Genomic DNA, 24608 nt, shown 5'->3' on the forward strand with positions numbered 1-24608 from the left:
CTTACTATTCCTGCTGGAACAAAGATCACTGCCAGAAGTGATGCCGATACTGATGCTACAAGTATTTATATCGTAGTACAAAAAGGAGCAATGATCGATATCCAGGGAACTGAATCGAATCCTGTTATGATGTCTTCTACTTCAGGTCAACCTGGAAGCTGGGGTGGTCTTGTGATCGCTGGAAATGCAGCAACTACTGAAGGTTTAAATGCTACTGCTGAAGTTGGTGGAATCGTTTACGGAGGTTCTGATGCTGAAGACAATTCAGGTTCTATCGCTTATTTGATTTTAAGAGATGCCGGAGCACAGATCAATTCTGAATCTCAGTACAATGGACTATCTCTTTACGCTGTTGGATCTGGGACTACGATCGATAATATTGCGATCATCAATGGAGCAGATGATGGAGTTGAATTTTTTGGAGGTTCAGTTTCTGTAACAAATGCATACTTTGAGAACAATGAAGATGACCAGATCGACTGGACTGAAGGTTGGAATGGTTCTGTTACAAACGCATACATCAACTTAAGTATCGATAACTTCTCTACGGTTGTGGAGGCAGATGGAGAGAACAATATGCCAACGCTGAACCAGATCACTGCAGTTTCAACTGCTGGAGGAACAGCATTGCAGTTCAAGAAACTATCTGGAGCCACGATCAACGGTCTTTCTTTATCTGGTTTTGAAACCAATATTGATATTGCAGATGATACCAGAACAGATCTTTCTGGAATTCAGATCGACGGAGAAGATGCAGATGTTGAAGCAGCTTACGATGCAGATGCAACTGTAGACGCTGCAAATTTTGATTGGGTAAACTAAAATCAAGATTTAGTTTAAAATATTGAAAGTCAATAATTAGCCAAAATTAAGGGTTGCCATCTGGTAACCCTTTTTTATTATCTATAAATTCCGGCAACCCAGCATTTTGTGGCAGGATTTTGAAATTTTATTTGTAAGTTTGTCTAATCTGTACCAAAGAGAATGAAGCAAAAGTACCTATTTAGCTTTTTATTGTTTAGTTTCCTGATGTTTGCAAGCCCTGCGAACGCTCAGGACTCTTTATCTGCTTCAGCTCGAACAGAAATTTCTATCGATGGTTTATCCATTTATCCTAACCCGATTACTGGAGGAAGAGTTTTTATTTCTTCCACTAAAAACCAGGAAAAGAAGATCGAGATCTATAATGTCTTAGGGAAGCCAGTTCTTAAAACTAGATTAAGAGGTAGAGAGCTGGACGTTTCAACACTTACTCCCGGAATTTATATTATTAAGATCGAAGAAGGAAGATCAAAAGCTACTCGCAAACTGGTGGTAAAATAAAATACACCAAGCCTTAATTTGTAAGCTTCTTTTTAAAGAGGCTTTTTTATTGCTTAATTTTGAAGCTCCAATGTTTCTTTATGCTGAAAAATAAAATCTTCAATATTTCCTCTTCGGAAGAATTTGAAAAGCTAAGCCTTGAAGTTTACCAATATCAGTATCAGCATAATCCTGTTTATCAGAAATTCTGTAAACTTTTGAAGAAATCACCTGAAAACGTTTTATCTATCAGGGAGATTCCGTTTCTACCAATAGAATTTTTTAAGAAAGAAAACATCATTACTGAAGAACAGAAAGCAGAAATCACTTTTACCAGTAGCGGAACTACCGGATCTGCAACCAGCAAGCATCATGTTGCCGATCTTCGCATCTATGAAGAGAGTTTTTTGAAAGCATTTGAAGCTTTCTATGGTTGTCCAGAGGATTACACTTTTCTGGCTCTTCTACCAAGTTATCTGGAACGCACGGGAAGTTCTCTTATCTATATGGCAGACGCGCTCATCAAACGATCAAATAAGCCTGATAGCGGATTTTATCTCAATAACCTGGAAGATCTTTCTGAAAAATTAAAAAAGCTGGACCAGGCTGGAAAGAAAGTATTTCTGATTGGTGTTTCTTTTGCACTACTAGACCTTGTAGAAAATGAAACTTTTGATCTACAGCATACCATCGTAATGGAAACCGGAGGAATGAAAGGCAGACGTAAGGAAATGATACGCGAAGAACTGCACCAAATTCTAAGCTCTGGTTTTGGGGTTGATCATATCCATAGTGAATATGGAATGACTGAACTTTTATCCCAGGCGTACTCTATTGGGAATGGCGTTTTTGAAACTCCCAACTGGATGAATATACTTATACGGGATCCGGAAGATGCACTTACGTACGTACAGGATGGTAAAACCGGTGGTATTAATGTAATAGATCTGGCTAATTTGAACTCCTGTTCATTTATTGCCACCCAGGATCTTGGAAAGATTTCAGGCGAACAGATAGAGATCATGGGGCGTTTTGACAATAGCGATATTAGAGGTTGCAACCTTCTAGTTCTATAATCGAAATTTTAACTTTTCCAGCTGTAATTTACTGAAGTTGAGCGCGACTCAATAGTTGTAAGATGGAGAAGGTTCATATCTTCATTTTGCGCTAAGTGAATTTTCATATTAGATTGGTTAGTTAGTTACAAAGCCTTCAGGATCTCTCCTGAAGGCTTTTGTATTTTAACTTTCTAAAATTTATTAGCTGTAGAATGCCAAAAAAACGATCATTCCCATTGAAATTATGAAAATGATCACCCTTATTATATCTTCTTCCTTGAAATTACCCATATACTTCTATGTACGAAGTCGGGCATTCGAAGGTTTTAAATCGCTCTAATGATATAAGTATTCTTCTTTCCTTTATTTAAAATAACATATTTGTTATTGATAAGATCATCTTTCGTGATCGTATAATCTTCTTTTACTTTCTCTTTATTAACTGCTACCGAATTTTCTTTTAGTGCCCGCCTGGCTTCTCCATTCGACTTCAGAAAATTGGTTTGAGCAGCCAGCGCAGCGATCATGTCGAGTCCGTTCTCAATTTCAGTTATTGCGACATCAGCTTGCGGCACGCCTTCGAAGATATCCAGAAAGGTTGCTTCATCAAGCTTCCTGAAGTCGGCTGCCGTACTTTTTCCGAAGAGAACCTCAGAAGCAGCAAGTGCATTATTATAATCTTCTTCTGAATGTACCATAGTTGTCACCTGTTTTCCAAGTTCCTTCTGCAGTTCACGTTTGTGTGGCGCTTCCTTATGTTCAGCAATTAAAGAATCGATCTCCTCCTTGGACAAGAATGTGAAGATCTTGATATATTTTTCAGCATCTTCATCACTGGTGTTTAGCCAGTACTGGTAGAATTTGTAAGGAGATGTTCTCTCATTATCCAACCAGATATTTCCACCTTCTGTCTTCCCGAATTTAGTTCCATCAGCCTTTGTGATCAAAGGACAGGTCAAAGCATAACCTTTCCCATCTCCAATTCGGCGAATAAGTTCCGTTCCTGTAGTGATATTCCCCCATTGATCACTTCCACCCATTTGCAGCGTACAGTTATGTTCTCTGTATAAATGCAGGAAATCATAACCCTGTACCAGCTGATAAGTAAATTCAGTAAAAGACATTCCTACAGAAGATTCAGAAGAAAGTCTTTTCTTCACTGAATCCTTGGACATCATATAGTTCACGGTGATATGCTTCCCTACATCCCTTATAAATTCAAGGAATGAGAAATCCTTCATCCAGTCGTAATTGTTGACAAGAACTGCAGCATTATCATGTTCAGAATCAAAATCAAGAAATCTTGAAAGTTGTTCTTTAAGCGAATTCTGGTTGTGACGTAAGGTTTGTTCATCCAGCAAATTACGTTCAGCCGACTTCCCCGATGGATCCCCAATCATTCCGGTAGCACCGCCAACCAACGCATAAGGTTTATGCCCCGCAAGTTGAAAATGGCGTAACATCATGACTCCCACAAGGTGACCAATATGCAGCGAATCTGCCGTTGGATCTATCCCTACGTAAGCCGCACGCATTTCTTCCATTAAATGTTCTTCGGTTCCAGGCATGGTGTCGTGCAACATCCCTCTCCAGGTAAGTTCTTTTACGAAATTCTTCTCCATAATATGCTAATTCAGGTAAAAATAGCCGTAAAGATACCATTTACTCTTATTTTTCCTAAGTGCAATTACTATATTTACCCTATGATACTTGTTACTGGTGGTACGGGATTGGTAGGCGCTCATTTACTATATGAACTGGCGCGTAATGGTGAAGAAATTCGTGCTATTCATCGTGACAACAGTGATCTGAATAAGGTTCTCGAAGTATTTTCTTTTTATTCTGAAGCTGAAGAAGCACATAAACTATTTCATCAAATTGAATGGAAAGTAGCAGATCTTAACAATATTCCACAACTTACCGAAGCATTTTTAGACGTTCAGCAAGTATATCACTCGGCAGCCCTGGTATCTTTTGATCCTGCAGATGAGCAGGAATTACGAAAGGTTAATATTGAAGGCACGGCAAATATCGTTAACCTTTGCATTTCCTGTAAAGTGCACAAATTATGTTTTGTTAGTAGTATCGCAGCTTTAGGCAACATTACGAATGCAGACAAAATAGATGAAACCGGTAAATGGAATCCGGAAGGAAAGCACAACGATTATGCTATTTCCAAATATGGAGCAGAAATCGAAGTATGGCGTGGAACACAAGAAGGTATAAATGCCATTATTGTGAATCCAGGTGTGATCATTGGTCCTGGTTTCTGGAATTCGGGATCTGGCAAAATCTTTAAAAAGATAGATTCCGGTTTATCCTATTACTTTCCAAAAGTTACCGGATTTGTAGGAGTGCAGGATGTTGTGAAATCCATGATTATTCTAATGAATTCTGAAAAGGGGAATGAACAATATGTTCTGGTTTCAGAAAATATTTCATTTAAGCAAGTTTTTGAATGGACTGCAGAAGCATTGAAAAGGAAGAAACCTAAGAGAAAACTTCAGAAATGGATGATCGCATCAGGATGTTTTTTTCAAAAGATTGGAAGTATTTTCGGAAGAAAAAGATCTATCACTTATGAAACTATTAATAGTCTGCATGAAGAAAGCTTTTACGATAACTCCAAGATCACGCAGGAAATGAATTATCAATTCGAGCCTATGGAAAGTGTTGTTAAACGAACTGCCGGTAATTACAAGAACTAGTTCCGGTCCTCCTCCATGTTCACGGGAGCAATCAAACTATCCCGCTTATCTTCTTTTCTTTTACTGTCAACTTTTAATTTTAGCCTGCTACGTTGTACAGAATCCCTTAATCTTGGAATGGCCATGATAGAATCCATCATCTGCAAAGAATCTTTCTGTAAGCGCTTAAGGCTATCTTCCCTTTTGATCTCCACTTCCCGCAAAGCATCGTATTTTGATTTCAATATTTTAATTCGACCTCTCACAGAATCGTAGATCCGCTCATAGATCACGTATTGATCTGAGTAATAATTACTGCTTTGTTCGAATTGAAGACTATCAATATCATATTTTTCAAACACGAACTTGTCTGGTTGTATCCCAGTTTGTTCAAGCTTGAATTTATTATAATTCTTTGCTGCGTGAACCAATGATAACTCGGTAAGCACATCTACCATCTTCCCTTCCGGAATGAGGTTGTCTGGCTTCTCAGTCTTATCCAGATCCTGACAGGCAATCAGAAAGATGGACAGTGCAAGTAATAATATGTAGGGCTTTCTAGCGATCAAATGTTAGTCTTTCAGCGACTTTCGTAAATGGTTGATGTTTGAAGTTCTTATAAACCAGGTTACCATTCACAAAAGTATGAGTGATACGTGATTTAAAGGTTGTTCCTTCAAACGGAGACCACTGGCATTTCGAATAGATATTATCTGGTTGTACAGCCCATGGTGAGTTAAGATCTACAAGAACAAGATCTGCTTTGTATCCTTCACGAATAAAACCTCTTTTTTCAATCTGAAAAAGAATTGCCGGATTATGACAGGCTTTTTCCACTATCTTCTCAAGAGATATTTTCCCCTGATGGTGCATTTGGAGTAAAGCAGGTAAAGCATGTTGAACTAATGGTCCGCCACTTGGAGCTTTGGTATAAACGTTCTTCTTTTCTTCTTTAGTATGAGGAGCATGATCTGTTGCAAGTACATCCAGATGATTATCCAGCAGCCCCTGCAACAAAGCTTCCTGATCCTTTTTGGTTTTTACTGAAGGGTTCCATTTGATCAATGTTCCTTTAGTTGCATAATCCTGGTCGTTAAACCATAAATGATGTATACAAACCTCAGCCGTTATCTTTTTATCCTTTAAGTGCTTCTTGCTATTAAATAGAGATAATTCCTTGGCCGTAGACACATGAAAAACGTGTAATCTAGCGCCGGTTTTTTTCGCAAGAGCCACAGCTTTGGAAGATGACTTGTAACAAGCTTCTTCACTTCTAATTTTCGGATGCATTTCAATAGGAATATCATCACCAAATTTTGCCTTGGCTTCTTCCAGGTTTTTCTGAATGGTTTGCTCATCTTCACAATGTACTGCAATAAGTACAGGAGATTTTTTGAAGATCTGTTCCAATACCTTTTCATTATCCACTAGCATGTTTCCTGTAGAAGAGCCTAGGAAAAGTTTTAAAGCAGCAACTTTCTTAGGATCGATTTTTTCGATCTCCGCAAGATTATCATTCGTACCGCCAAACATAAAGGAAAAATTCGCATAAGAAGTTTCCTCAGCAATTTTGAATTTATCTTCCAGCAACTCTTCTGTGGTGGCCTGCGGTAAGGTATTTGGCATTTCTATAAAGGTAGTGATACCACCGGCTACGGCAGCCTTAGAACCCGTTTCTATATTTTCTTTATGAGTAAGACCTGGCTCTCTGAAATGTACCTGGTCATCAATTAGTCCAGGTATCAAATAGGTGCCTTCAGCATCATAGATAATTACATCTGGTGATTTTGCACTTATACTTTCTGCAATTTCAACGATGATTCCATTCTCGATGAACACATCCCCTTCAGTGATCTTATTCTCGTTTACAATCTTAGCGTTCTTGATTAAAACCTTTTTCATCAGAATTTTTTCCTGTTAAACAGACTTTTCAGCTTCATTTTTATTACCCCAAAAACGGCTTCAGAAATAATGGAGCCGCTCATTTTTGATGTTCCTCGGGTTCTATCTGTAAAGATCACCGGAACCTCTATAATCTTAAATCCTTTTAAATGGGATTTGAATTTCATTTCTATCTGGAAAGCATAACCTACAAACTGTATGCGCTCCAGGTTTATTGCTCTTAGAACTTCACTTTTATAACAAACATAGCCGGCCGTTGTATCCTGTATATCCATACCAGTGATAAAGCGTACATACCTCGATGCTAACCAGGACATAAGTACACGATTCATGGGCCAGTTGATGACATTAACACCGGTAATATAGCGCGAACCAATGGCGACATCGGCTCCATCTCTCTTACAGGCATTGTAAAGTCTTATAAGATCGTTGGGATTGTGCGAGAAATCTGCATCCATTTCAAAGATGAAATCGTAATCTCTCTTCAAAGCCCACTTAAATCCGTGAATGTAAGCAGTTCCTAGTCCCTGCTTACCTAATCTTTCTTCAAGGAACAATGTTTCAGGAAATTCAGCCATCAAAGTGCGAACCCTGGTTGCTGTACCGTCTGGAGAATTATCATCCACAACGAGAACGTGAAACTTGCGTCTTTGTGAAAAAACGTTCCTCACAATGCGCTCGATGTTCTCTATTTCATTAAAGGTGGGTATAATAATTATCCCATTTCCCATTCCTAAAACTTTTGCGCAAATGTATGCAAATTAAAACTTCAAATCTTCATGGAAAGCATCTGCAAATAGGGTCAAAATTTTACATTTGTAAAAAAAATTAAATGCAGGCGACGGCAAGATTAAGTGAATATCAGGATTGGATCACGATCACTTTCCTTCTATGCTTTGGTTTGCTGGTATTAGCCCGTGTTGCCTTTCCACAACGTTTTGAAGAATTTATATCGCTTCTCAACTCTGGTAAATTTATAGCCTTTAAAGGAAAGGAGAATAAGGCTTTTCATGGTTTTAACATTATATTATTCTCTGTACAGGCTATCGCAGTTTCTTTATTTATCTTTCTGGGTTACAGGTACTTTTTTGAAACAGATCTTCATTCAATCGTGTTGTTCATTCGTATTCTAACAGGTTATACCTGTCTTATTTTATTGAAAGCGGGAGTTGAAAAGATCATTGGTAATATTTTCGACATCGACGAGCGAATAGATTATTATATTTTTCAAAAATTAAGCTATCGCAATTTCATATCAATCTTTCTTCTTTTCGCCTGCCTTTTCCTGGTTTACAGCATGGAAGTTACTGGCCTCAGCCTTAGGATCATCGCGCTTACGGCGGTACTTGCAAATGCATTTTCTATGTTTATAATCTATAGAAGAAATCAAAGTGCGCTTAGCGTTAATTGGTTCTATTTTATTTTGTACATTTGCGCTCTCGAAATCGCCCCTTATATTATTTTGTACAAGTTAATTACGATCTAAAAGGAACTTTAAAGAATTGCATATGAAAGTGAAAACAATTTTGGTTTCCCAGCCCGAACCTAAGGTAGAAAATTCTCCTTATTTTGAGCTGGAAGAAAAACAGAAAGTTAAAATTGATTTCATCCCCTTTATTCATGTTGAAGGCGTTCCCAGTAAGGAAGTTAGACAACAAAAAATTGATCTTGCCAACTACACCGCGATCATTTTAACCAGCCGTAATGCTGTAGATCACTTCTTCAGGATTGCCGAGGAAATGAGATTCAAGGTGCCGGACTCCTTAAAATACTTCTGTCTCAGTGAAGCCGTTGCTTATTACTTGCAGAAATATGTAGTCTATCGTAAACGTAAGATCTACGTAGGTAAAAGAACGTTCGCAGAGCTTGCTCCGTTAATTAAAAAATATAAGAACGAAAAGTTCTTACTTCCTTCTTCAGATATGCTGAAGCCAGATGTTCCTAAGACATTAAACAAACTTGGGGTAGAATGGAAAAAGGCAGTTTTTTACCGAACTGTGGTGAGTGACCTTTCAGACTTGAAAGATGTAACTTATGATATTCTTGTATTCTTCAGTCCTAGTGGAATTAAATCTCTTTTTGAAAACTTCCCAGACTTTAAGCAGAATAATACACGTATTGCTGTATTTGGAAATACGACTATTAAGGCAGCCAAGGAACACGGTTTAACAGCAGATATCAAAGCTCCTACTCCGGAAACTCCGAGTATGACCATGGCAATTAGCAAATACATCAGCGAAGTGAATAAGAAGTAAATTTGCTTTTACTTCAATACAATAAATAAAAAATCCGGTCTTGCGACCGGATTTTTTGATTTCAACTAACAATTTAAAACTAATCTACAGGAGCTCCCTTCATAATTTCTTCATTTGCATATTCCTCGAACTTGGAGAAATTCTGCTTAAAGAAAGTTGAAAGCTCTTTTGCTTTTTTATCATAAGCCTCTTTGTCTGCCCATGTATTTTTTGGATTTAAGACTTCTGCCGGCACCCCTTCACAGGTTTTAGGCATACTCAATCCAAAGATCTGGTGATTTTCAAATTCTACTCCGTCAAGTTTGCCTTCAAGTGCAGAACTTATCATTTCACGAGTATACTTCAATTTCATTCGATTTCCCACGCCATAAGGCCCACCGGTCCAGCCCGTATTTACCAGCCATACGTTAACTCCTGCATCCTTCATCTTACGACTTAGCATTTCTGCATATTTCGTAGGATGTAAAGGCATGAATGGTGCGCCAAAGCAAGCAGAAAAACTTGGTACAGGCTCGTTTACACCCGCTTCAGTACCAGCAACCTTTGCAGTGTATCCGCTTATAAAATGATATGCTGCCTGTCCTGGTGTAAGCTTGCTAATTGGAGGCAATACCCCAAAAGCATCTGCAGTTAGGAAAAATATATTCTTAGGATTCTCTCCAATAGAAGGTTCCTGTATATTATCAATATGATATATAGGATAGCTTACCCGCGTATTCTGGGTGATCGAAGTATCGCTAAAATCTACATCGCCGTTGTCATTAAGAATTACATTTTCCAGAATAGCACCAGGTTTGATCGCATGGTAAATATCTGGTTCATTTTCTTCGGAAAGGTTGATCACTTTTGCATAACATCCACCTTCAAAATTAAAAATAGTGTTCTCCTTTGTCCACCCATGCTCATCATCCCCAATGAGTTTTCTTTCCGGATCGGCTGAAAGTGTTGTCTTCCCTGTTCCAGAAAGTCCGAAGAATATAGCGGTATCACCATCTTCTCCTACATTTGCAGAACAGTGCATTGGTAGTGTATTGTTGTAAACAGGTAATACAAAGTTAAGCGCTGAGAAGATACCTTTTTTGATCTCCCCTGTATAACCGGTTCCTCCAATTAGCGCGATCTTTTTCTTAAAATTAAGAATGGCAAAATTTTCCTGTCTGGTTCCATCTACAGAAGGATCTGCTTTAAATCCAGGCGCATTTACCACTAGCCAGTCTTCCTTAAAGCTTTCAAGTTCTGAATCATTTACTCTCAGGAACATATTGAAAGCAAACTGGTTTGACCATGGATACTCATTAATCACCCTAATGTTTAAACGATAGTTATCGTCTGCACAAGCGTAGGCATCGCGAGCAAAGATCTCTTTATCTCCAAGGTAATTTGTTACCTTATTATAAAGAGAATCAAATTTTTCCGGATCAAACGGGATGTTAATATCTCCCCACCATACTTTATCTTCTGTGATCTCATCTTTTACAATGAATCTGTCCTTTGGAGATCTTCCTGTAAACTCACCAGTGTTAACAGCAAGCGCTCCAAATGAGCTCTCTACTCCCTGTCCTAGTGCGATAGTTTTCTTCTGAAGTTCCTCTGGAGATAGTTGATAATGTACTCTGGCATTTTTGATCCCGTAATCCTCTAACGAAATCGTTTTCGTAACTTGGGTGTTATCGACCATAAAAAAATCAATTCTGTTGTTTGTTTAGGCGTACAAAAGTAAAAATCTTATGCAGATATAACGATATCGTTAATTAATTTATTTGTTTTTTAACTTTATGAATTTCAGGACTAATAAGAACCAGCCAACAATTAAAAGTCCTCCTCCAATTGGGGTAACTAATGCTATTGCTGAAAAGTCTACTCCTGTAACTGCCGATGTAGATAGTAAATAGATAGATCCGGAAAATAATAGGGTGCCGAATAGGAAAAGATAAAACAACAGTTTGCTATCTTTTTCAGTAATAATGATCCCGAGGATCAACATTAGAAAGGCATGATACATCTGGAATCTAACCCCAGTTTCAAAACTATTTAAAGAAGCTTCAGAAAGTGTTTCTTTCAAACCATGTGCTGCAAAAGCTCCAAGAATCACGGCGATCAATCCAAAAATGGCTCCGGTTACTAAAAATTTCCTGTTTGTCTGCATAGTTTTATATGAGTCAGCTTTTTAATACATTCGTTTGCACTACACAAAACTAACTTAATTTATGCGAGAAATATTAATCGTAGGTGCAGGAAAATCCACCGCTGCACTTATAGACTACCTGCTCGAACGGGCGGTAGAGCAAAATCTAAAATTAAAAATCGGCGACAAGGAACTCGAAAATGCCAAAAATGCCTGCCGGGATCGCAAACATTGCGAAGCCATCGAACTGGATGTTTTCAACAAGGAAAGCAGGGAACCGGCAATTCAGCAGGCAGATCTGGTGATTTCCATGTTGCCCGCAAGATTCCATATTGAGGTAGCCCGTGATTGCGTAAAATATAACAAACATATGGTGACGGCTTCCTATATAAGTGATGAGATGCGTGCTCTGGATGAAGAGGTTAAGAAAAAGAACCTTGTTTTCATGAATGAGATCGGCGTGGATCCGGGAATTGACCATATGAGCGCCATGCAGGTAATCGACAGAATAAGAGACAAAGGTGGAAAGATATTACTTTTTGAATCATTTACCGGCGGACTTGTTGCTCCGGAAAGTGATAACAATCTATGGAACTATAAATTTACCTGGAATCCCAGAAACGTAGTTGTTGCCGGGCAGGGTGGTGTTGCTGAATTTATCCAGGAGGGGAAGTACAAGTATATTCCATACCATAGATTATTTAGAAGGACTGAATTTCTGGAAGTAGAAGGCTACGGAAAATTTGAAGGTTACGCCAACAGGAATTCTCTTAAATATCACAGCGTCTACGGACTCGAAAATGCACTTACCTTATATAGAGGGACTATAAGAAAAGTAGGCTTCAGTAGAGCATGGAATATGTTCGTGCAACTTGGAATGACCGATGATAGTTTCGAAATGACTAATTCAGAAGAAATGAGCTACCGCGATTTCATCAATTCCTTTCTTCCGTATTCCCCAAGTGATTCCGTAGAACTTAAAACCAGACATAGTCTTAAAATCGATCAGGATGATATTATGTGGGACAAGCTTATAGAACTTGATCTTTTTAATTCAGAAAAAAAGATCGGCATCAAAAATGCTACTCCGGCGCAAGCGCTTCAAAAGATTTTGATGGACAAATGGACACTGGCTGAAGATGACAAGGATATGATCGTAATGTACCATAAATTTGGTTACGAGCTAGATGGCGAAAAGAAGCAAATTGATTCTACAATGGTTCATATTGGAGAGGATCAGTCCAAAACAGCCATGTCTAAGACCGTGGGATTACCAGTAGCCATTTCAGCATTGATGATCCTCAACGGAGAAATAAAAACTCCAGGTGTTCAATTACCAATTCGCAAGGAGGTCTATGAGCCTATTCTGAAAGAACTTGAAGCTCATGATATCATTTTTAAAGAAAAAGAAACAGAATATCTAGGATACAACCCATTTGGTGAAGTAGGTAATTAAAATTGAAAAGCATTTTTGCTATTTTAGCTTAACGACCAAAAATTATCCTTATGAAGATTGTAAACGATAGTGTTGAGCTAGATGGGATCGACAAGACCATTCTTAACTATCTAATGAAAGATGCCAAAAAACCGATCCTGGAGATCGCCAAGAATATTGGTATTACCGGCGCAGCTGTACACCAGCGTTTGAGAAAATTAGAAAAATCTGGTTTGATCGAAGGCTCTAAAATGATGCTGGATGCCAGGTTGCTAGGTTACAAAACCATGGCTTTTGTAGGGGTTTACCTGGATAAAGCCGTAAGTAACCCACAGGCCGTGAAACAACTTAGTGAAATTCCTGAGGTTATCGAATGTCACTACACAACGGGAAACTGGTCAATTTTTCTTAAGATCTTATGTCGTGATAACGAACATCTAATGGTAGTACTGAATAAGAACATACAGGCGATAGATGGCGTGTCCAGAACAGAAACCTTCATAAGTCTCAATCAACAAATAGACCGGCAAATAAAGATATAATGAAAAAAGGCTGTTAGTGTTCTAACAGCCTTTTCTATTATTCTGAAGTTTAAATTAATCTCTACCCATAAATATTCCAACGAAATATAATAATGTAGCCAGTGATCCTACTGCAGCTACAACATAAGTTCTAGCCGCCCATTTCAGCGAATCTTCTGCTGCATCATGTTCCGCAGAAGTCAGCATATTTTCAGTTTCCAGCCATACCAAAGCTCTTTTACTGGCATCATACTCTACTGGCAAGGTGATAAAACTGAACAAGGTTCCCATTGCAAACATAATGATCCCTACAAGTAGTACTGTTTGCCCTACTCCTACGCTCACCATACTCATTAATATAAGTCCACCAAAAATTGCCCATTGAGAAAACTTGGAAGCGATACTAACCACCGGCACCAATTTACTTCTCATTTGCAACCAGCTGTAAGCTTTCGCATGTTGAACTGCGTGACCGCATTCGTGAGCAGCAACTGCCGCTGCCGCAGCATTTCGTTGAGAGTAAACTCCTTCACTCAGATTCACGGTTTTCTTGGATGGATTGTAATGATCTGAAAGCATTCCCGGAGTAGAAATCACTTTTACATCATTGATCCCGTGGTCCCGCAACATTTTTTCAGCGATCTCCTTACCGCTCATTCCATTTTGAAGGTGCACTTTGGAGTACTCCTTAAATTTGCTCTTTAGTTTGTTGCTCACAAACATGCTCACTAAGAATATGAGCCCGGCAATTATATAATATCCCATCATAGGTCCTAATATTTTAAGTTTTAGTAATGATCCAAATATATCAAAAACCCCGCCAGCAGAATTGGCTGTCAGTCGATTATTAAAAGTACAATGAGTTAATTTATTCTAAATGCTTCCCAATCATTTTCAAAAAGGGCTCTTTATATTTCACAAATTCAGATATTAGCTATATTTGCAACGGTTCATAAAAAACAGCTATGCAATACAAGAGAATACTTTTAAAACTATCTGGAGAAGCTTTAATGGGAAAGCGCCAATATGGCATCGATCCCGAACGCCTGGCAGAATATGCTGCGGAAATCAAAACAGTAGTAGAAGAAGGTGTTGAGCTTGCTATTGTAATTGGTGGTGGAAACATTTTTAGAGGTGTTGCCGGTGCCAGTAAAGGAATGGATCGAGTACAGGGTGATCATATGGGAATGCTGGCCACCGTAATTAATGGTCTGGCTTTGCAGAGTGCACTTGAAGATGCAGATATTCAAACCAGATTACAGTCGGCTATCAAGATCAATGAAGTTGCAGAACCCTTTATAAGAAGAAAAGCTATCAGGCATCTGGAAAAAGGTCGTGTAGTAATTTTTGGTGGTGGAACTGGTAACCCATACTTCACTACAGATTCTGCAGCAGTATTAAGAGCTATTGAAATAAAAGCAGATGTAATTCTGAAGGGTACCAGAGTAGATGGAATTTACACTTCAGACCCGGAAAAGGACAAAAGCGCTACAAAATTTGATTTTATTTCTTTCGAGGATGTCTTGAAGAAAGGATTGAAAGTAATGGATACAACGGCATTTACCTTGAGCCAGGAAAACGAATTACCTATTATTGTATTTGATATGAACAAACCGGGGAACTTGTTAAAAGTTACCACTGGAGAGCCTGTAGGAACAAAAGTAAATTTATAATTAAATAGAAAACGATATTAGAAATGGACGAGGTTGAATTTATTTTAGAAGAAGCAAAAGAAGCAATGGAGAACGCCATCGTGCATCTTAAAAAACAACTTTCAAATATACGCGCCGGTAAAGCTACTCCAAGCATGCTTGGAAGTGTAATGGTTGATTATTATGGAGCAAAAACGCCTTTGCAACAGGTAGCAAATGTAAACACACCAGATGCGCGCACACTATCAATTCAGCCTTTCGAAAAGAGTATGATCCAGGAAATTGAAAAAGGGATCATGGTTGCAAATCTTGGGTTTAATCCAATGAACAATGGTGAGAGCGTAATTATTAACGTACCGCCACTTACCGAGGAGCGTCGTATTCAGTTGTCCAAGCAGGCAAAAGCTGAAGCCGAAGATTCCAAAATTGGAGTTAGAAATGATCGTAAGCATGCAATGCAGGAACTTAAAAAAACTGATATCTCTGAAGATGCTTTAAAAGCTTCCGAAGATGAAGTTCAGGAACTTACAAATGAATATATCGCCAAGATCGAAAGTATCCTGGTGGTGAAGGAAAAAGAGATTATGACGGTTTAATGATCAGATATTCAAAATTTTATGCCGGTTCGGGTCTGGAGAAAAACAGATTTGAACCGGCATTTTTATTTCTGAACAAATTCATTTTAAGATAATGTCGAAGCTAGTATGCCTGTTTTTACTGATCACTACTTTAAGCTTCGCCCAGTCTAAGGTGAATGGCCGGGTCATCGATTCAGAAACTAATGAACCACTAGCCTACGCCAGGATCAATCTTAAAAATGGCTCAGTATTAACCAATATTGACGGTAGTTTTGAATTGCAAGTTGGAAAAGAAGTCGTTGAAGTAAGGATAAGTTATGTTGGTTATGAAACAATAAGTACACGTATTAATCAAGACACAAAGTATCTACAGATCAAATTAAGCGCCGTTCGGGAGAGACTGCAAACTGTAGAACTTTCCAATGCACCTAATCCTGCCGACAGTCTTATTTCTGAAGCGATTTCGCGAAAAGAACTGAATGATCCTGAGGAGGTCTTACCTGGTTTCAAATATAAAAGTTACTCCAAGTTTATTGTAGACAATGAAGGTGGTGGAATCCAGCTTTATGCCGATAGTACTTCAGCAGCAATGAAAACTATCGTAAACGAAGGGCGTGGATATCTTTCAGAAAAAGTTGCCAGTCACAGTTATGATGGAAATGGTGACACTTCAGAAGAGGTACTCGGTGTAAGAACTGCTGGATTTAAGAAACCGGTTTATAATGTCCTCACTATGGCCGTCAATCCGTTTTCTCTATATAAAAACGATTACAGTCTCTACAAAACAGATTATGCAGGACCACTAGGGAAAGCAGCTTTTAAGAACTATGATTACAAGATTCTGGATACGACTCGAACCTCAAGACCTGCTTATGTGATCTACTTTAGTCCAAAGCGTGAAGAGATTGTAGCTGGCCTGGAAGGAATTCTATATTTAGATACAGAAACCCTCGCTATTCAGAAGGCAAAAGCGCAACTTATGGGATCGGTAAAACTGGAAGTTGACTATGAATATCAATATTTCCCTGATCATGCCGTCTGGTTTCCGAAGCTACAAACGACTACAATAAGAGCAGGTTCGGGAGGAAAAGAAATAGCAGTTTTTGGCGGTACGGTTGGAATTGGAACTGTTCAGCAAAACCCTGGCATACTTGGCAGACTCCTGGGTGCAGATGAAATAAGCGGGGATCTTTTCCTAAATTCAACCGTAATACACTACGATTTTGACTTGCAGCCACAGACAAAAGTTAAAGTTAGTCAAGCTGAGATCAGGATCGATCCAGACGCTATAGACAGAACACAAAGTTTCTGGAAAGAGAACAGAAAAGTAGAATTCGATGATCGCGATGAAGCTACTGAACAGAAAGTAGACAGTCTTATAAAGTTTCAGAATATAGAACGTAAGATCCAGGTGAAACAAGCCATCGCTTCTGGCTCTTACCCTTTAGGTTTTTGGGATATAGACCTTGGAAAGATCTTCAAGTTTAGTAATTATGAAGGCATAAGGCTTGGATTTGGAGGAAAGACAAACGATCAATTTTCACAGAATTTTAATCTGAACTCATATCTCACTTACGGTTTTAAAGATGAAGTCTTTAAATATGGTTTGGGCAGCCAGATCTATCTCAACAAGACAAACCATACGTTTTTAAACTTCAGTTTTTCAAGAGATATTGATGAAATTGCTTCCGTAGATTACCTTAAAGGGAGAAATACTTTTTCTATCCTGGAACCTAGATTCGTAAACACCAATAATTACTACAATATCAGGACTTTTGCCATCGGGCTTGAACATAAGATCACACCAAGGCTTGATACGCAGTTGCGATTTTCAAGAGAGAAAATATGGCAGATCAAAAATTACAATTATAACGATAACAATCAGTTGTACAGCGATTATGATCTTCATTTTATTAAAGCGGGATTCCTATGGCAACCATTTTCAAAATATCTAAGAACTCCGCAAGGTGATGTATTACTAGAGAAAAAATTCCCTCAATTTACCGGTCAGTTAGAACAGGCAATGGAAATCCTGAATGGCGATTTCAACTTTACCAGAATTGGAATCAAAGCAGAGCATGAGATCTTAAGGCTCGATCAATCAAGAACCGAATTTATACTGGAAGGTAATTATGCTGTAGGAGATATACCTTTAACACATGCTTTCCACTCCTACCCTAATAATCCTAACAGATCCAGGATTTCTCAAAGAATTTCGGTTGCTGGTCGTAACAGTTTTGAAACCATGTATTTCAATGAATTTTATTCAGACAGGCAGGTAATGATGCATATGAGGCACCAATTAAGACCGTTTATTATAAGTAAAAATTTTCGACCAGAACTTGTTTTCATTTCAAGGCATGCCATTGGTGATTTCACAGATATTGCTAAGCATGAAGGCATCAGTTTCAATACTCTCGAAAATGGATTTTCTGAAGCAGGACTGGAGTTAAATAAATTATTTGGCGGCTTTGGTCTTAGCACAGCCTATAGATATGGAGCATATCATCTACCTACTTTCAAAGAGAACTTCTCTCTCAAATTCACTTTACAGGTACAGTTATAGCTCAAACCTCGATTAATACATTAATAACAAAGTATTTAAATAGGGTTTTTTTACCTTTGCGCCGCTAATAGAAAGCCATGCAAAAGATCTTTAGCTTTGGATTCTGGAATTCCATCGCACGCCTTATTTTACGAAACCGAATTGTGATCATTGTTCTTATACTGATCGCAACCTACCTGCTTTCCACGCAATGGAAAAACATGCAATTTTCGTTTACTGAGGCTAATTTAATGCCAGACGATCACGAGGTGAACGTGAGTTATAACGACTTCCTGGAAAAGTTTGGTGAAGAGGGAAATCTTATCCTGTTAGGAGTACAGGATTCTGCCTTGTTTACTCCTGAAAAGTTTAAAGCCTGGAATGAACTTACAGATACGCTACTTACTTATCCTGAAGTTGACCAGATCATTTCTCCGGCCAGCCTTCAGGAACTTAAAAAGTTTGAAGATCCCAAAAGATTTGAAATGGTGCCAGTGCTACCGGAAGAAGATCTGGATAGTGAAATACTTGCGACTTTCGAAAACAAACTTTTTACGGCTCTGCCTTTCTATGAGAACCTGGTGTATAGTTCACATTCCAATACTATACAATCTGCTTTGTATCTCAATAAAGAACTGGTAAACACTAAAGCCAGAAAGATCTTTGTACTGGAAGAACTGGAACCTCTTATCGCTGAATTTGAAGAGCAGAAGGGCATCGATATCAGGGTTTCGGGAATGCCTTATATACGAACCTTGAATGCACAAAACATAGTCGATGAAATTGGACTTTTTATTGTGGCAGCCTTGTTGGTCACTTCCATAATATTCTTCTTTTTCTTTCGATCCATACGAGCCACCATTATTTCCATGGTTACGGTTTGTATTGGAGTTATGTGGGCCTTTGGTTTTATAGGGCTTCTGCATTATGAGATTACGATCCTAACGGCACTTATTCCTCCACTTATTATCGTAATAGGTATTCCAAACTGTATTTTCCTAATCAACAAATATCAGCAGGAGATCAAAAAACATGGAAACCAGGCAAAGTCGTTGCAACGCGTGATCACCAAAGTTGGTAATGCTACATTGATGACCAATGTAACTACCGCATCTGGTTTTGCAACTTTCATTTTAACCGATAGTCAGCTTTTAAGAGAGTTTGGTGTGGTGGCCTCTATCAACATCCTGGCAATCTTTGTTTTAAGTTTATTGATCATTCCGGTTATATACTCCTACTTGAAACCACCGCGAGACAGGCACTTAAAACACTTAAATACACGATGGATTGGCGGCTTTGTTGACTGGATGGAAAATATGGTAAGAAACCATAGAATTGCTATTTATATATCTTCTCTGGGGCTTCTGATTCTTAGTATCATTGGAATTTACACCATTAAGGTTTCAGGAAGTATTCTTGAGGACATGCCTCAGGAAACCCAATTCTATAAGGATGTAAAATTCTTTGAACGGGAATTTGATGGAGTGATGCCTTTGGAAATCATGATCGATACCAAGAGACCGAAGGGCGTATTAAAGCTTTCTACTTTAAAACGGATGAATGATCTTGAAAGTAAGATCGAAGAGATTCCGGAATTAAGCAAGCCATTATCCATCAACCGACTCGTAAAATACAGCAAGCAGGCGTATTATAATGGGAACCCGAAATATTACCAGCTACCAACATCACAGGAGCAAAACTTTATAATGCCCTATGCAAAAGGTCTTTCTTCTTCGGAAGGAATTATGCAGAGTTACGTGGATTCTACTGGACAATATGCTCGAATTACTACATTCATGAAGGATGTGGGGACCGAGAAAATGGAGGAGATCGAAAATGACCTTTTACCAGAAATAGAAAAGATCTTTCCATCTGAAAGATATGAGGTTTCACTTACCGGAAAGGCGCTGCTTTTTCAGAAAGGAACAAGTTACCTGGTTAGAAATTTAATAATTTCATTAGGACTCGCTATACTGCTTATTGCAGGTTTAATGGCCTGGATGTTTAGAAGTTTCAGGATGATTTTGATCTCTCTGGTACCAAACTTACTTCCTTTGATCGTTACTGCGGGAGTAATGGGCTTTCTTGGAGTTCCTATTAAACCCTCAACGATCCTGGTTTTTAGTATTGCTTTCGGAATTTCAGTTGATGACACTATTCATTTTCTGGCAAAATACAGGCAGGAATTAAAAGCCAATGACTGGAAGATCAAGCGCTCCGTTTATGCCGCACTAAGAGAAACCGGCGTAAGTATGTTCTATACGTCCATCGTTCTCTTCTTTGGATTTTCAGTATTCATGATTAGTAGTTTTGGAGGGACGGTTGCCCTTGGTGGACTGGTTTCGGCCACTCTGCTGTTTGCTATGTTGTCGAACTTACTATTGCTACCTTCACTTCTGCTTTCACTGGAAAGAAGTATTGCGAATAAGGAAACTTTAAAGGAACCGGCGATGCGTATTTTTGAGACCGAAGAAGAGGAGGCAAATCGAGATCAGCAAAACAATTAAATTAATATATAAAACAGCCTGCTTGCTAAGCTTCAGGCGAAAAACTATCTTTGTTTTTTCTAAATTTCAACTAAATGATACAAGCAAAAGTCGCTGAAATACTGGAAAGCGATCAGTTTTTACAGGAACACCATGTCAAGGGATGGGTACGCTCTTTCCGTAGTAATCGTTTTATTGCGCTTAATGATGGTTCTACTTTGAAAAACCTGCAATGCGTTATCGATTTTGAAAATACTGATGAGGAAACCATCAATCGCATAAACGTAGGCGCAGCTATATCTGTTAAAGGAACTTTGAAAGAGAGTCTTGGCAGTCAGCAACGTGTTGAAATTGAAGTTTCAGAAATTCAAATTCTGGGCGATGCGAATCCTGAAGAAGTGAAACTAACCATTCTATCGCCGAAGAAGCATAGTATGGAGAAGCTACGTGAACAGGCGCATTTACGTGTACGAACGAACACTTTTGGAGCGATCATGCGTGTGCGAAGTAAATTGTCTTTTGCTGTACACAAATATTTTCAGGAAAAGAACTTCTACCACGTTCACACACCAATTATTACGGGTAGTGATGCTGAAGGTGCCGGAGAAATGTTTCGTGTTTCTTCACTGGATATAAAAAATCCTCCAAAAAATGAGGATGGCAGCATTAATTATAAGGAAGACTTCTTCGGAAAAGAGACGAATCTTACAGTTTCCGGACAACTGGAAGCTGAAACCTTTGCACTCGGTTTGGGGCAGGTTTATACGTTCGGTCCAACTTTTAGAGCTGAAAACTCCAATACTTCCAGGCATTTAGCTGAATTCTGGATGATCGAGCCAGAAGTTGCTTTCTGTGATCTGGATCAAAATATGGATCTGGCTGAAGATTTTATTAAATACGTACTTAGATACGTAATGGAACACTCTAAAGATGACTTGGAATTTCTTGCCGAAAGACAGGATAAAGAAGATCAGCTGAAGCCAAAAGCCGAAAGAAGTGACATGGGTCTTATGGAGAAGCTCAACTTTGTGCTGGAAAACAATTTCAAAAGAGTTAGTTATACCGAAGCTATCGAGATCCTGAAGAACTCGAAGCCAAATAAGAAGAAGAAATTTAATTATATCATTGAAGAATGGGGTGCAGATCTTCAAAGTGAGCATGAACGTTACCTTGTTGAGAAACATTTTAAAACTCCGGTAATTCTTTTCGATTACCCCGCCAACATCAAAGCATTCTACATGCGTTTGAACGAGGATGGAAAAACAGTAAGAGCGATGGACATTCTATTCCCTGGAATTGGAGAGATCGTGGGCGGAAGCCAGCGTGAAGAACGTTTGGATGTTCTTAAGGAGAAAATGGCAGAATTGAACATTCCAGAGGAGGAACTATGGTGGTATCTTGACACCCGTAAGTTCGGAACTTGTGTACATAGTGGGTTTGGACTTGGTTTTGAAAGACTTGTTCAGTTCACTACGGGAATGGGTAACATTAGAGATGTGATTCCTTTTCCAAGAACTCCGCAAAACGCAGAATTTTAGTATTGAACATTATAGCAACGCATACAGTCCCTGCAATCGAACAAAAGATCCGGTTGCAGGAGTATGCGATTTCTATATTCCCTCAAATCAACAGTCGGTCGGCACTTAAAAAAGCGATTGCAAAGAAACTAGTCCTACTGGATGGAGAAAGAGCTAGCACTGCAGACTGGATCCAACCGGGACAGAAGATCGAACTTCTGGAAGATAAATTTCAGCAAAGAAAGATCTTCAAATTTTTACTTGAAGTATTATATGAAGATGAATATCTTGCTGTGGTTCACAAACCATCGGGCATTCCTACCAACGGCAATTATTTTCGAACACTGGAAAATGCCCTTCCGCATAATTTATCTGTATCCAATTCTGAAGATGCTTTAAGATATCCGGTTCCTGTTCACAGACTGGATAATCCTACCGCCGGGATCATTCTCGTTGCCAAAACCAGGATAGTACAGCAAATATTACACAGCGCTTTCGAAAATAAATCCATTCTTAAAACATATCATGCACTAGTTCACGGCCAGCTACAAAGCGTGGTGACACAGACTGCAAGTATAAACGGTAAAGCTGCAACGACCATATTTGAACCAGTTGATAATTTTGAAATTGAGGACGAAATTTTTTCCTTGGTGAAAGCCAAACCCATCACTGGTCGCACGCACCAGATTCGTATTCATCTAAGTGATATGTCTTTTCCAATAGTTGGAGATTCAATTTATGGCATTGAGGAAGGATATTTTAAGAACAAGAATCTGTATCTATTTAGCTCCGGAATTAGTTTTGGACATCCTATCACTTCAGAAGAAATGAAGCTTGAATTGAAGCTTCCGAAGAGGTTTAGAAACCTTACCCGACATAAGCTGTCTTAACAAAAATTTACCACGAACATAGTTCGTGCCAAAGCCAACTTGGATCGATTTTTCCTTATTTTTGTTAAACAAGCACTCGTTTATGCTAAAGCAACAATTAAATTTTAAACTATCTCAGAAGCTCTCTCCGCAGCAAATCCAATTGATGAAGCTTATTCAATTGCCTACCCAGGCTTTTGAGCAACGTATCAAGCAGGAAATGGAAGAGAACCCGGCGCTGGAAGATGGAAAGGAAGATCGTGTCGACGAATATGATGATATAGGAAACGATAATTCAGACGATGAATACGATACCGATAGTGAAAGCATTGAAACTGAAATAGACGTTGATGAATATTTGAGTGATGATGAAATTCCAAGTTATCGCCTGAATGCCAATAATTACAGTGCAGATGATGAAGACAAGCAGGTGCCTTATGCCGCCGGAACTTCATTTACGCAACATTTAAAAACTCAGTTAAGCACAATAAGACTGGATGATATCGAGCAGGATATTGCAGAGTTTCTGGTAGGAAGTGTGGATGAAAGCGGATATATAAGAAGAAGCATTCAGGATATTGTAGATGATCTTGCTTTTACCCAAAATATATATACAGACGAGGAAACGGTTGAAAAAGTACTTAAAAAAGTACAACGACTCGATCCTGCTGGGGTTGGTGCACGAAGTCTTGAAGAATGTTTGATCATTCAGCTAAATCGCAGAGAACCCACAAGACAGGTGGAACTAGCCAAAGATCTGCTGGAACGCTCTTTTGATCATTTTAGCAAAAAACATTACAATAAACTTCTTACACGCCACGATATAAGCGAGGACGACCTCCGTGAAGCTATAGACGTTATCGAACATCTAAATCCTAAGCCTGGTGGTGCTTATTCGGGAAACACCAGAATAGTAGAACATGTTATACCAGATTTCACCATTAAAATAGAAGATGGTGATTTACAGTTAAGCCTGAATGGTAGAAACGCTCCTGAAATGCATATTTCAAGGGACTACAGTAACATGCTTAAAGGTTACAAGGAATCAAAAGAAAAGACGAAGGCTCAGAAGGATGCCGTCATGTTCATTAAGCAAAAGCTAGATGCCGCAAAATGGTTTATTGAAGCTATAAAACAAAGACAGCAAACGCTTATGGTAACCATGAGTTCGATCATGAATTACCAGAAGGAATACTTTCTTTCCGGAGATGAACGGAATCTTAGACCCATGATCCTTAAAGATATAGCAGATGAGATTGAAATGGATGTGTCTACAGTTTCAAGAGTGGCGAATTCCAAATATGTCGATACTCCATACGGAACGAAACTTATCAAAGAGTTCTTCTCTGAATCGATGACGAACGATCAGGGCGAAGAGGTGTCTACAAGGGAAATAAAGAAAATTTTGGAGATGTCCATAGAGGAAGAAGATAAAAGAAAACCTCTTACAGATGAGAAGCTCGCTAAGGTCCTGAAAAGCAAAGGTTATCCTATCGCCAGAAGAACAGTTGCGAAATATCGCGAACAACTGGATATTCCTGTAGCAAGATTGCGAAAAGAGATCTAATGAAAATCCTACTTAGGCTTTCTTCATACGTATTCCATCCATTGTGGATGCCATTTTTTGGAAGTCTGTTTTACTTTATTTTTATTCCAAGGTATTTTCCAGACGAAAT

21 protein-coding genes and 1 pseudogene are annotated in these 24608 nt (G+C 38.7%); 15 read left to right on the forward strand and 7 right to left on the reverse strand.

All coding sequences use genetic code 11. The features are described 5' to 3' along the window. From QZ620_RS06735 to QZ620_RS06745, 3 genes and pseudogenes are all read left to right on the forward strand, one after another. Positions 1-822, forward strand: a pseudogene (locus tag QZ620_RS06735) (hypothetical protein); the annotation flags it as partial. Between the two features lie 162 nt (positions 823-984). Next, positions 985-1323 (forward strand): T9SS type A sorting domain-containing protein, encoded by a 339-nt coding sequence (locus tag QZ620_RS06740; protein ID WP_295180242.1) that lies wholly within the window; start codon positions 985-987, stop codon positions 1321-1323. 80 nt (positions 1324-1403) lie between these two features. Then, positions 1404-2378, forward strand: a complete 975-nt coding sequence (locus QZ620_RS06745) for an acyl transferase (RefSeq protein ID WP_295180243.1) — start codon at positions 1404-1406, stop codon at positions 2376-2378. A gap of 308 nt (positions 2379-2686) precedes the next feature. On the opposite strand, the gene tyrS is transcribed toward QZ620_RS06745, so the two are convergent. Then, complete coding sequence (gene tyrS, locus QZ620_RS06750; protein WP_295180244.1) at positions 2687-3982, reverse strand: tyrosine--tRNA ligase; 1296 nt, start codon at positions 3980-3982, stop codon at positions 2687-2689. An 81-nt stretch (positions 3983-4063) separates the two neighbouring features. On the opposite strand from tyrS, the gene QZ620_RS06755 reads away from it, so the two are divergent. Further along, complete coding sequence (locus QZ620_RS06755) at positions 4064-5068, forward strand: NAD-dependent epimerase/dehydratase family protein (protein ID WP_295180245.1); 1005 nt, start codon at positions 4064-4066, stop codon at positions 5066-5068. Here QZ620_RS06755 and QZ620_RS06760 read toward each other — a convergent pair. The 3 genes from QZ620_RS06760 to QZ620_RS06770 are packed head-to-tail and all read right to left on the reverse strand — an operon-like array spanning position 5065 to position 7680. After that, positions 5065-5616: a DUF4296 domain-containing protein gene (locus tag QZ620_RS06760; RefSeq protein ID WP_295180246.1), complete on the reverse strand. Its 552-nt coding sequence runs from the start codon at positions 5614-5616 to the stop codon at positions 5065-5067. The genes QZ620_RS06755 and QZ620_RS06760 overlap by 4 nt on opposite strands. Next, the gene (locus QZ620_RS06765) at positions 5606-6949 is read right to left on the reverse strand and encodes a dihydroorotase (RefSeq protein ID WP_295180247.1); all 1344 of its coding nucleotides are present in this window, start codon (positions 6947-6949) and stop codon (positions 5606-5608) included. The genes QZ620_RS06760 and QZ620_RS06765 overlap by 11 nt, the downstream gene beginning before the upstream one ends. Beyond that, positions 6949-7680 (reverse strand): polyprenol monophosphomannose synthase, encoded by a 732-nt coding sequence (locus QZ620_RS06770; protein WP_295180248.1) that lies wholly within the window; start codon positions 7678-7680, stop codon positions 6949-6951. Before QZ620_RS06770 ends, QZ620_RS06765 begins: the two co-directional genes overlap by 1 nt. Before the next feature lie 101 nt (positions 7681-7781). On the opposite strand from QZ620_RS06770, the gene QZ620_RS06775 reads away from it, so the two are divergent. Both QZ620_RS06775 and QZ620_RS06780 read left to right on the forward strand, forming a co-directional pair. Further along, positions 7782-8435 carry a DUF4271 domain-containing protein gene (locus QZ620_RS06775; RefSeq protein WP_295180249.1) on the forward strand — a complete coding sequence of 218 codons (654 nt, stop codon included), beginning with the start codon at positions 7782-7784 and terminating at the stop codon, positions 8433-8435. Positions 8436-8457: 22 nt separating this feature from the next. Further along, the gene (locus QZ620_RS06780) at positions 8458-9204 is read left to right on the forward strand and encodes a uroporphyrinogen-III synthase (protein WP_295180250.1); all 747 of its coding nucleotides are present in this window, start codon (positions 8458-8460) and stop codon (positions 9202-9204) included. A 79-nt stretch (positions 9205-9283) separates the two neighbouring features. Here the strand turns inward: QZ620_RS06780 and pckA are convergent, their stop codons facing one another. Then, positions 9284-10882, reverse strand: a complete 1599-nt coding sequence (pckA, locus tag QZ620_RS06785) for a phosphoenolpyruvate carboxykinase (ATP) (RefSeq protein WP_295180251.1) — start codon at positions 10880-10882, stop codon at positions 9284-9286. A gap of 78 nt (positions 10883-10960) precedes the next feature. Continuing rightward, a complete protein-coding gene (locus tag QZ620_RS06790; RefSeq protein ID WP_295180252.1) occupies positions 10961-11350 on the reverse strand; it encodes a DUF423 domain-containing protein in 390 nt (129 codons plus the stop codon). A 61-nt stretch (positions 11351-11411) separates the two neighbouring features. On the opposite strand from QZ620_RS06790, the gene QZ620_RS06795 reads away from it, so the two are divergent. Together QZ620_RS06795 and QZ620_RS06800 are read left to right on the forward strand one after the other, a co-directional pair. Further along, positions 11412-12785, forward strand: coding sequence for a saccharopine dehydrogenase family protein (locus QZ620_RS06795; RefSeq protein WP_295180253.1), 1374 nt, complete (start codon positions 11412-11414; stop codon positions 12783-12785). A gap of 50 nt (positions 12786-12835) precedes the next feature. After that, positions 12836-13306, forward strand: coding sequence for an Lrp/AsnC ligand binding domain-containing protein (locus QZ620_RS06800; RefSeq protein ID WP_026914065.1), 471 nt, complete (start codon positions 12836-12838; stop codon positions 13304-13306). Between the two features lie 54 nt (positions 13307-13360). On the opposite strand, the gene QZ620_RS06805 is transcribed toward QZ620_RS06800, so the two are convergent. After that, on the reverse strand, positions 13361-14053 hold the full coding sequence (locus tag QZ620_RS06805; protein ID WP_295180254.1) for a zinc metallopeptidase: 693 nt from the start codon (positions 14051-14053) through the stop codon (positions 13361-13363). A gap of 197 nt (positions 14054-14250) precedes the next feature. Between QZ620_RS06805 and pyrH the strand changes: the two genes are divergently transcribed. The 7 genes from pyrH (at position 14251) to rpoN (ending at position 24499) form a co-directional block, all read left to right on the forward strand. Beyond that, the gene (pyrH, locus tag QZ620_RS06810) at positions 14251-14958 is read left to right on the forward strand and encodes a UMP kinase (protein ID WP_295180255.1); all 708 of its coding nucleotides are present in this window, start codon (positions 14251-14253) and stop codon (positions 14956-14958) included. Positions 14959-14981: 23 nt separating this feature from the next. Continuing rightward, positions 14982-15533 (forward strand): ribosome recycling factor, encoded by a 552-nt coding sequence (frr, locus tag QZ620_RS06815; protein ID WP_141878899.1) that lies wholly within the window; start codon positions 14982-14984, stop codon positions 15531-15533. 94 nt (positions 15534-15627) lie between these two features. Next, positions 15628-18081, forward strand: a complete 2454-nt coding sequence (locus QZ620_RS06820; protein WP_295180256.1) for a DUF5686 family protein — start codon at positions 15628-15630, stop codon at positions 18079-18081. Between the two features lie 77 nt (positions 18082-18158). Next, complete coding sequence (locus QZ620_RS06825; RefSeq protein WP_295180257.1) at positions 18159-20567, forward strand: efflux RND transporter permease subunit; 2409 nt, start codon at positions 18159-18161, stop codon at positions 20565-20567. A gap of 74 nt (positions 20568-20641) precedes the next feature. Beyond that, positions 20642-22084 carry an asparagine--tRNA ligase gene (gene asnS / locus QZ620_RS06830; RefSeq protein ID WP_295180258.1) on the forward strand — a complete coding sequence of 481 codons (1443 nt, stop codon included), beginning with the start codon at positions 20642-20644 and terminating at the stop codon, positions 22082-22084. A 2-nt stretch (positions 22085-22086) separates the two neighbouring features. Further along, positions 22087-22953 carry an RluA family pseudouridine synthase gene (locus QZ620_RS06835; RefSeq protein ID WP_295180259.1) on the forward strand — a complete coding sequence of 289 codons (867 nt, stop codon included), beginning with the start codon at positions 22087-22089 and terminating at the stop codon, positions 22951-22953. Between the two features lie 82 nt (positions 22954-23035). Beyond that, entirely contained in the window at positions 23036-24499 is a 1464-nt protein-coding gene (gene rpoN / locus QZ620_RS06840; protein WP_295180260.1) for an RNA polymerase factor sigma-54, read from the forward strand. Positions 24500-24608 lie beyond the last annotated feature (109 nt).

This window comes from uncultured Christiangramia sp. (assembly GCF_913046405.1).
Classification (GTDB): domain Bacteria; phylum Bacteroidota; class Bacteroidia; order Flavobacteriales; family Flavobacteriaceae; genus Christiangramia; species Christiangramia marina.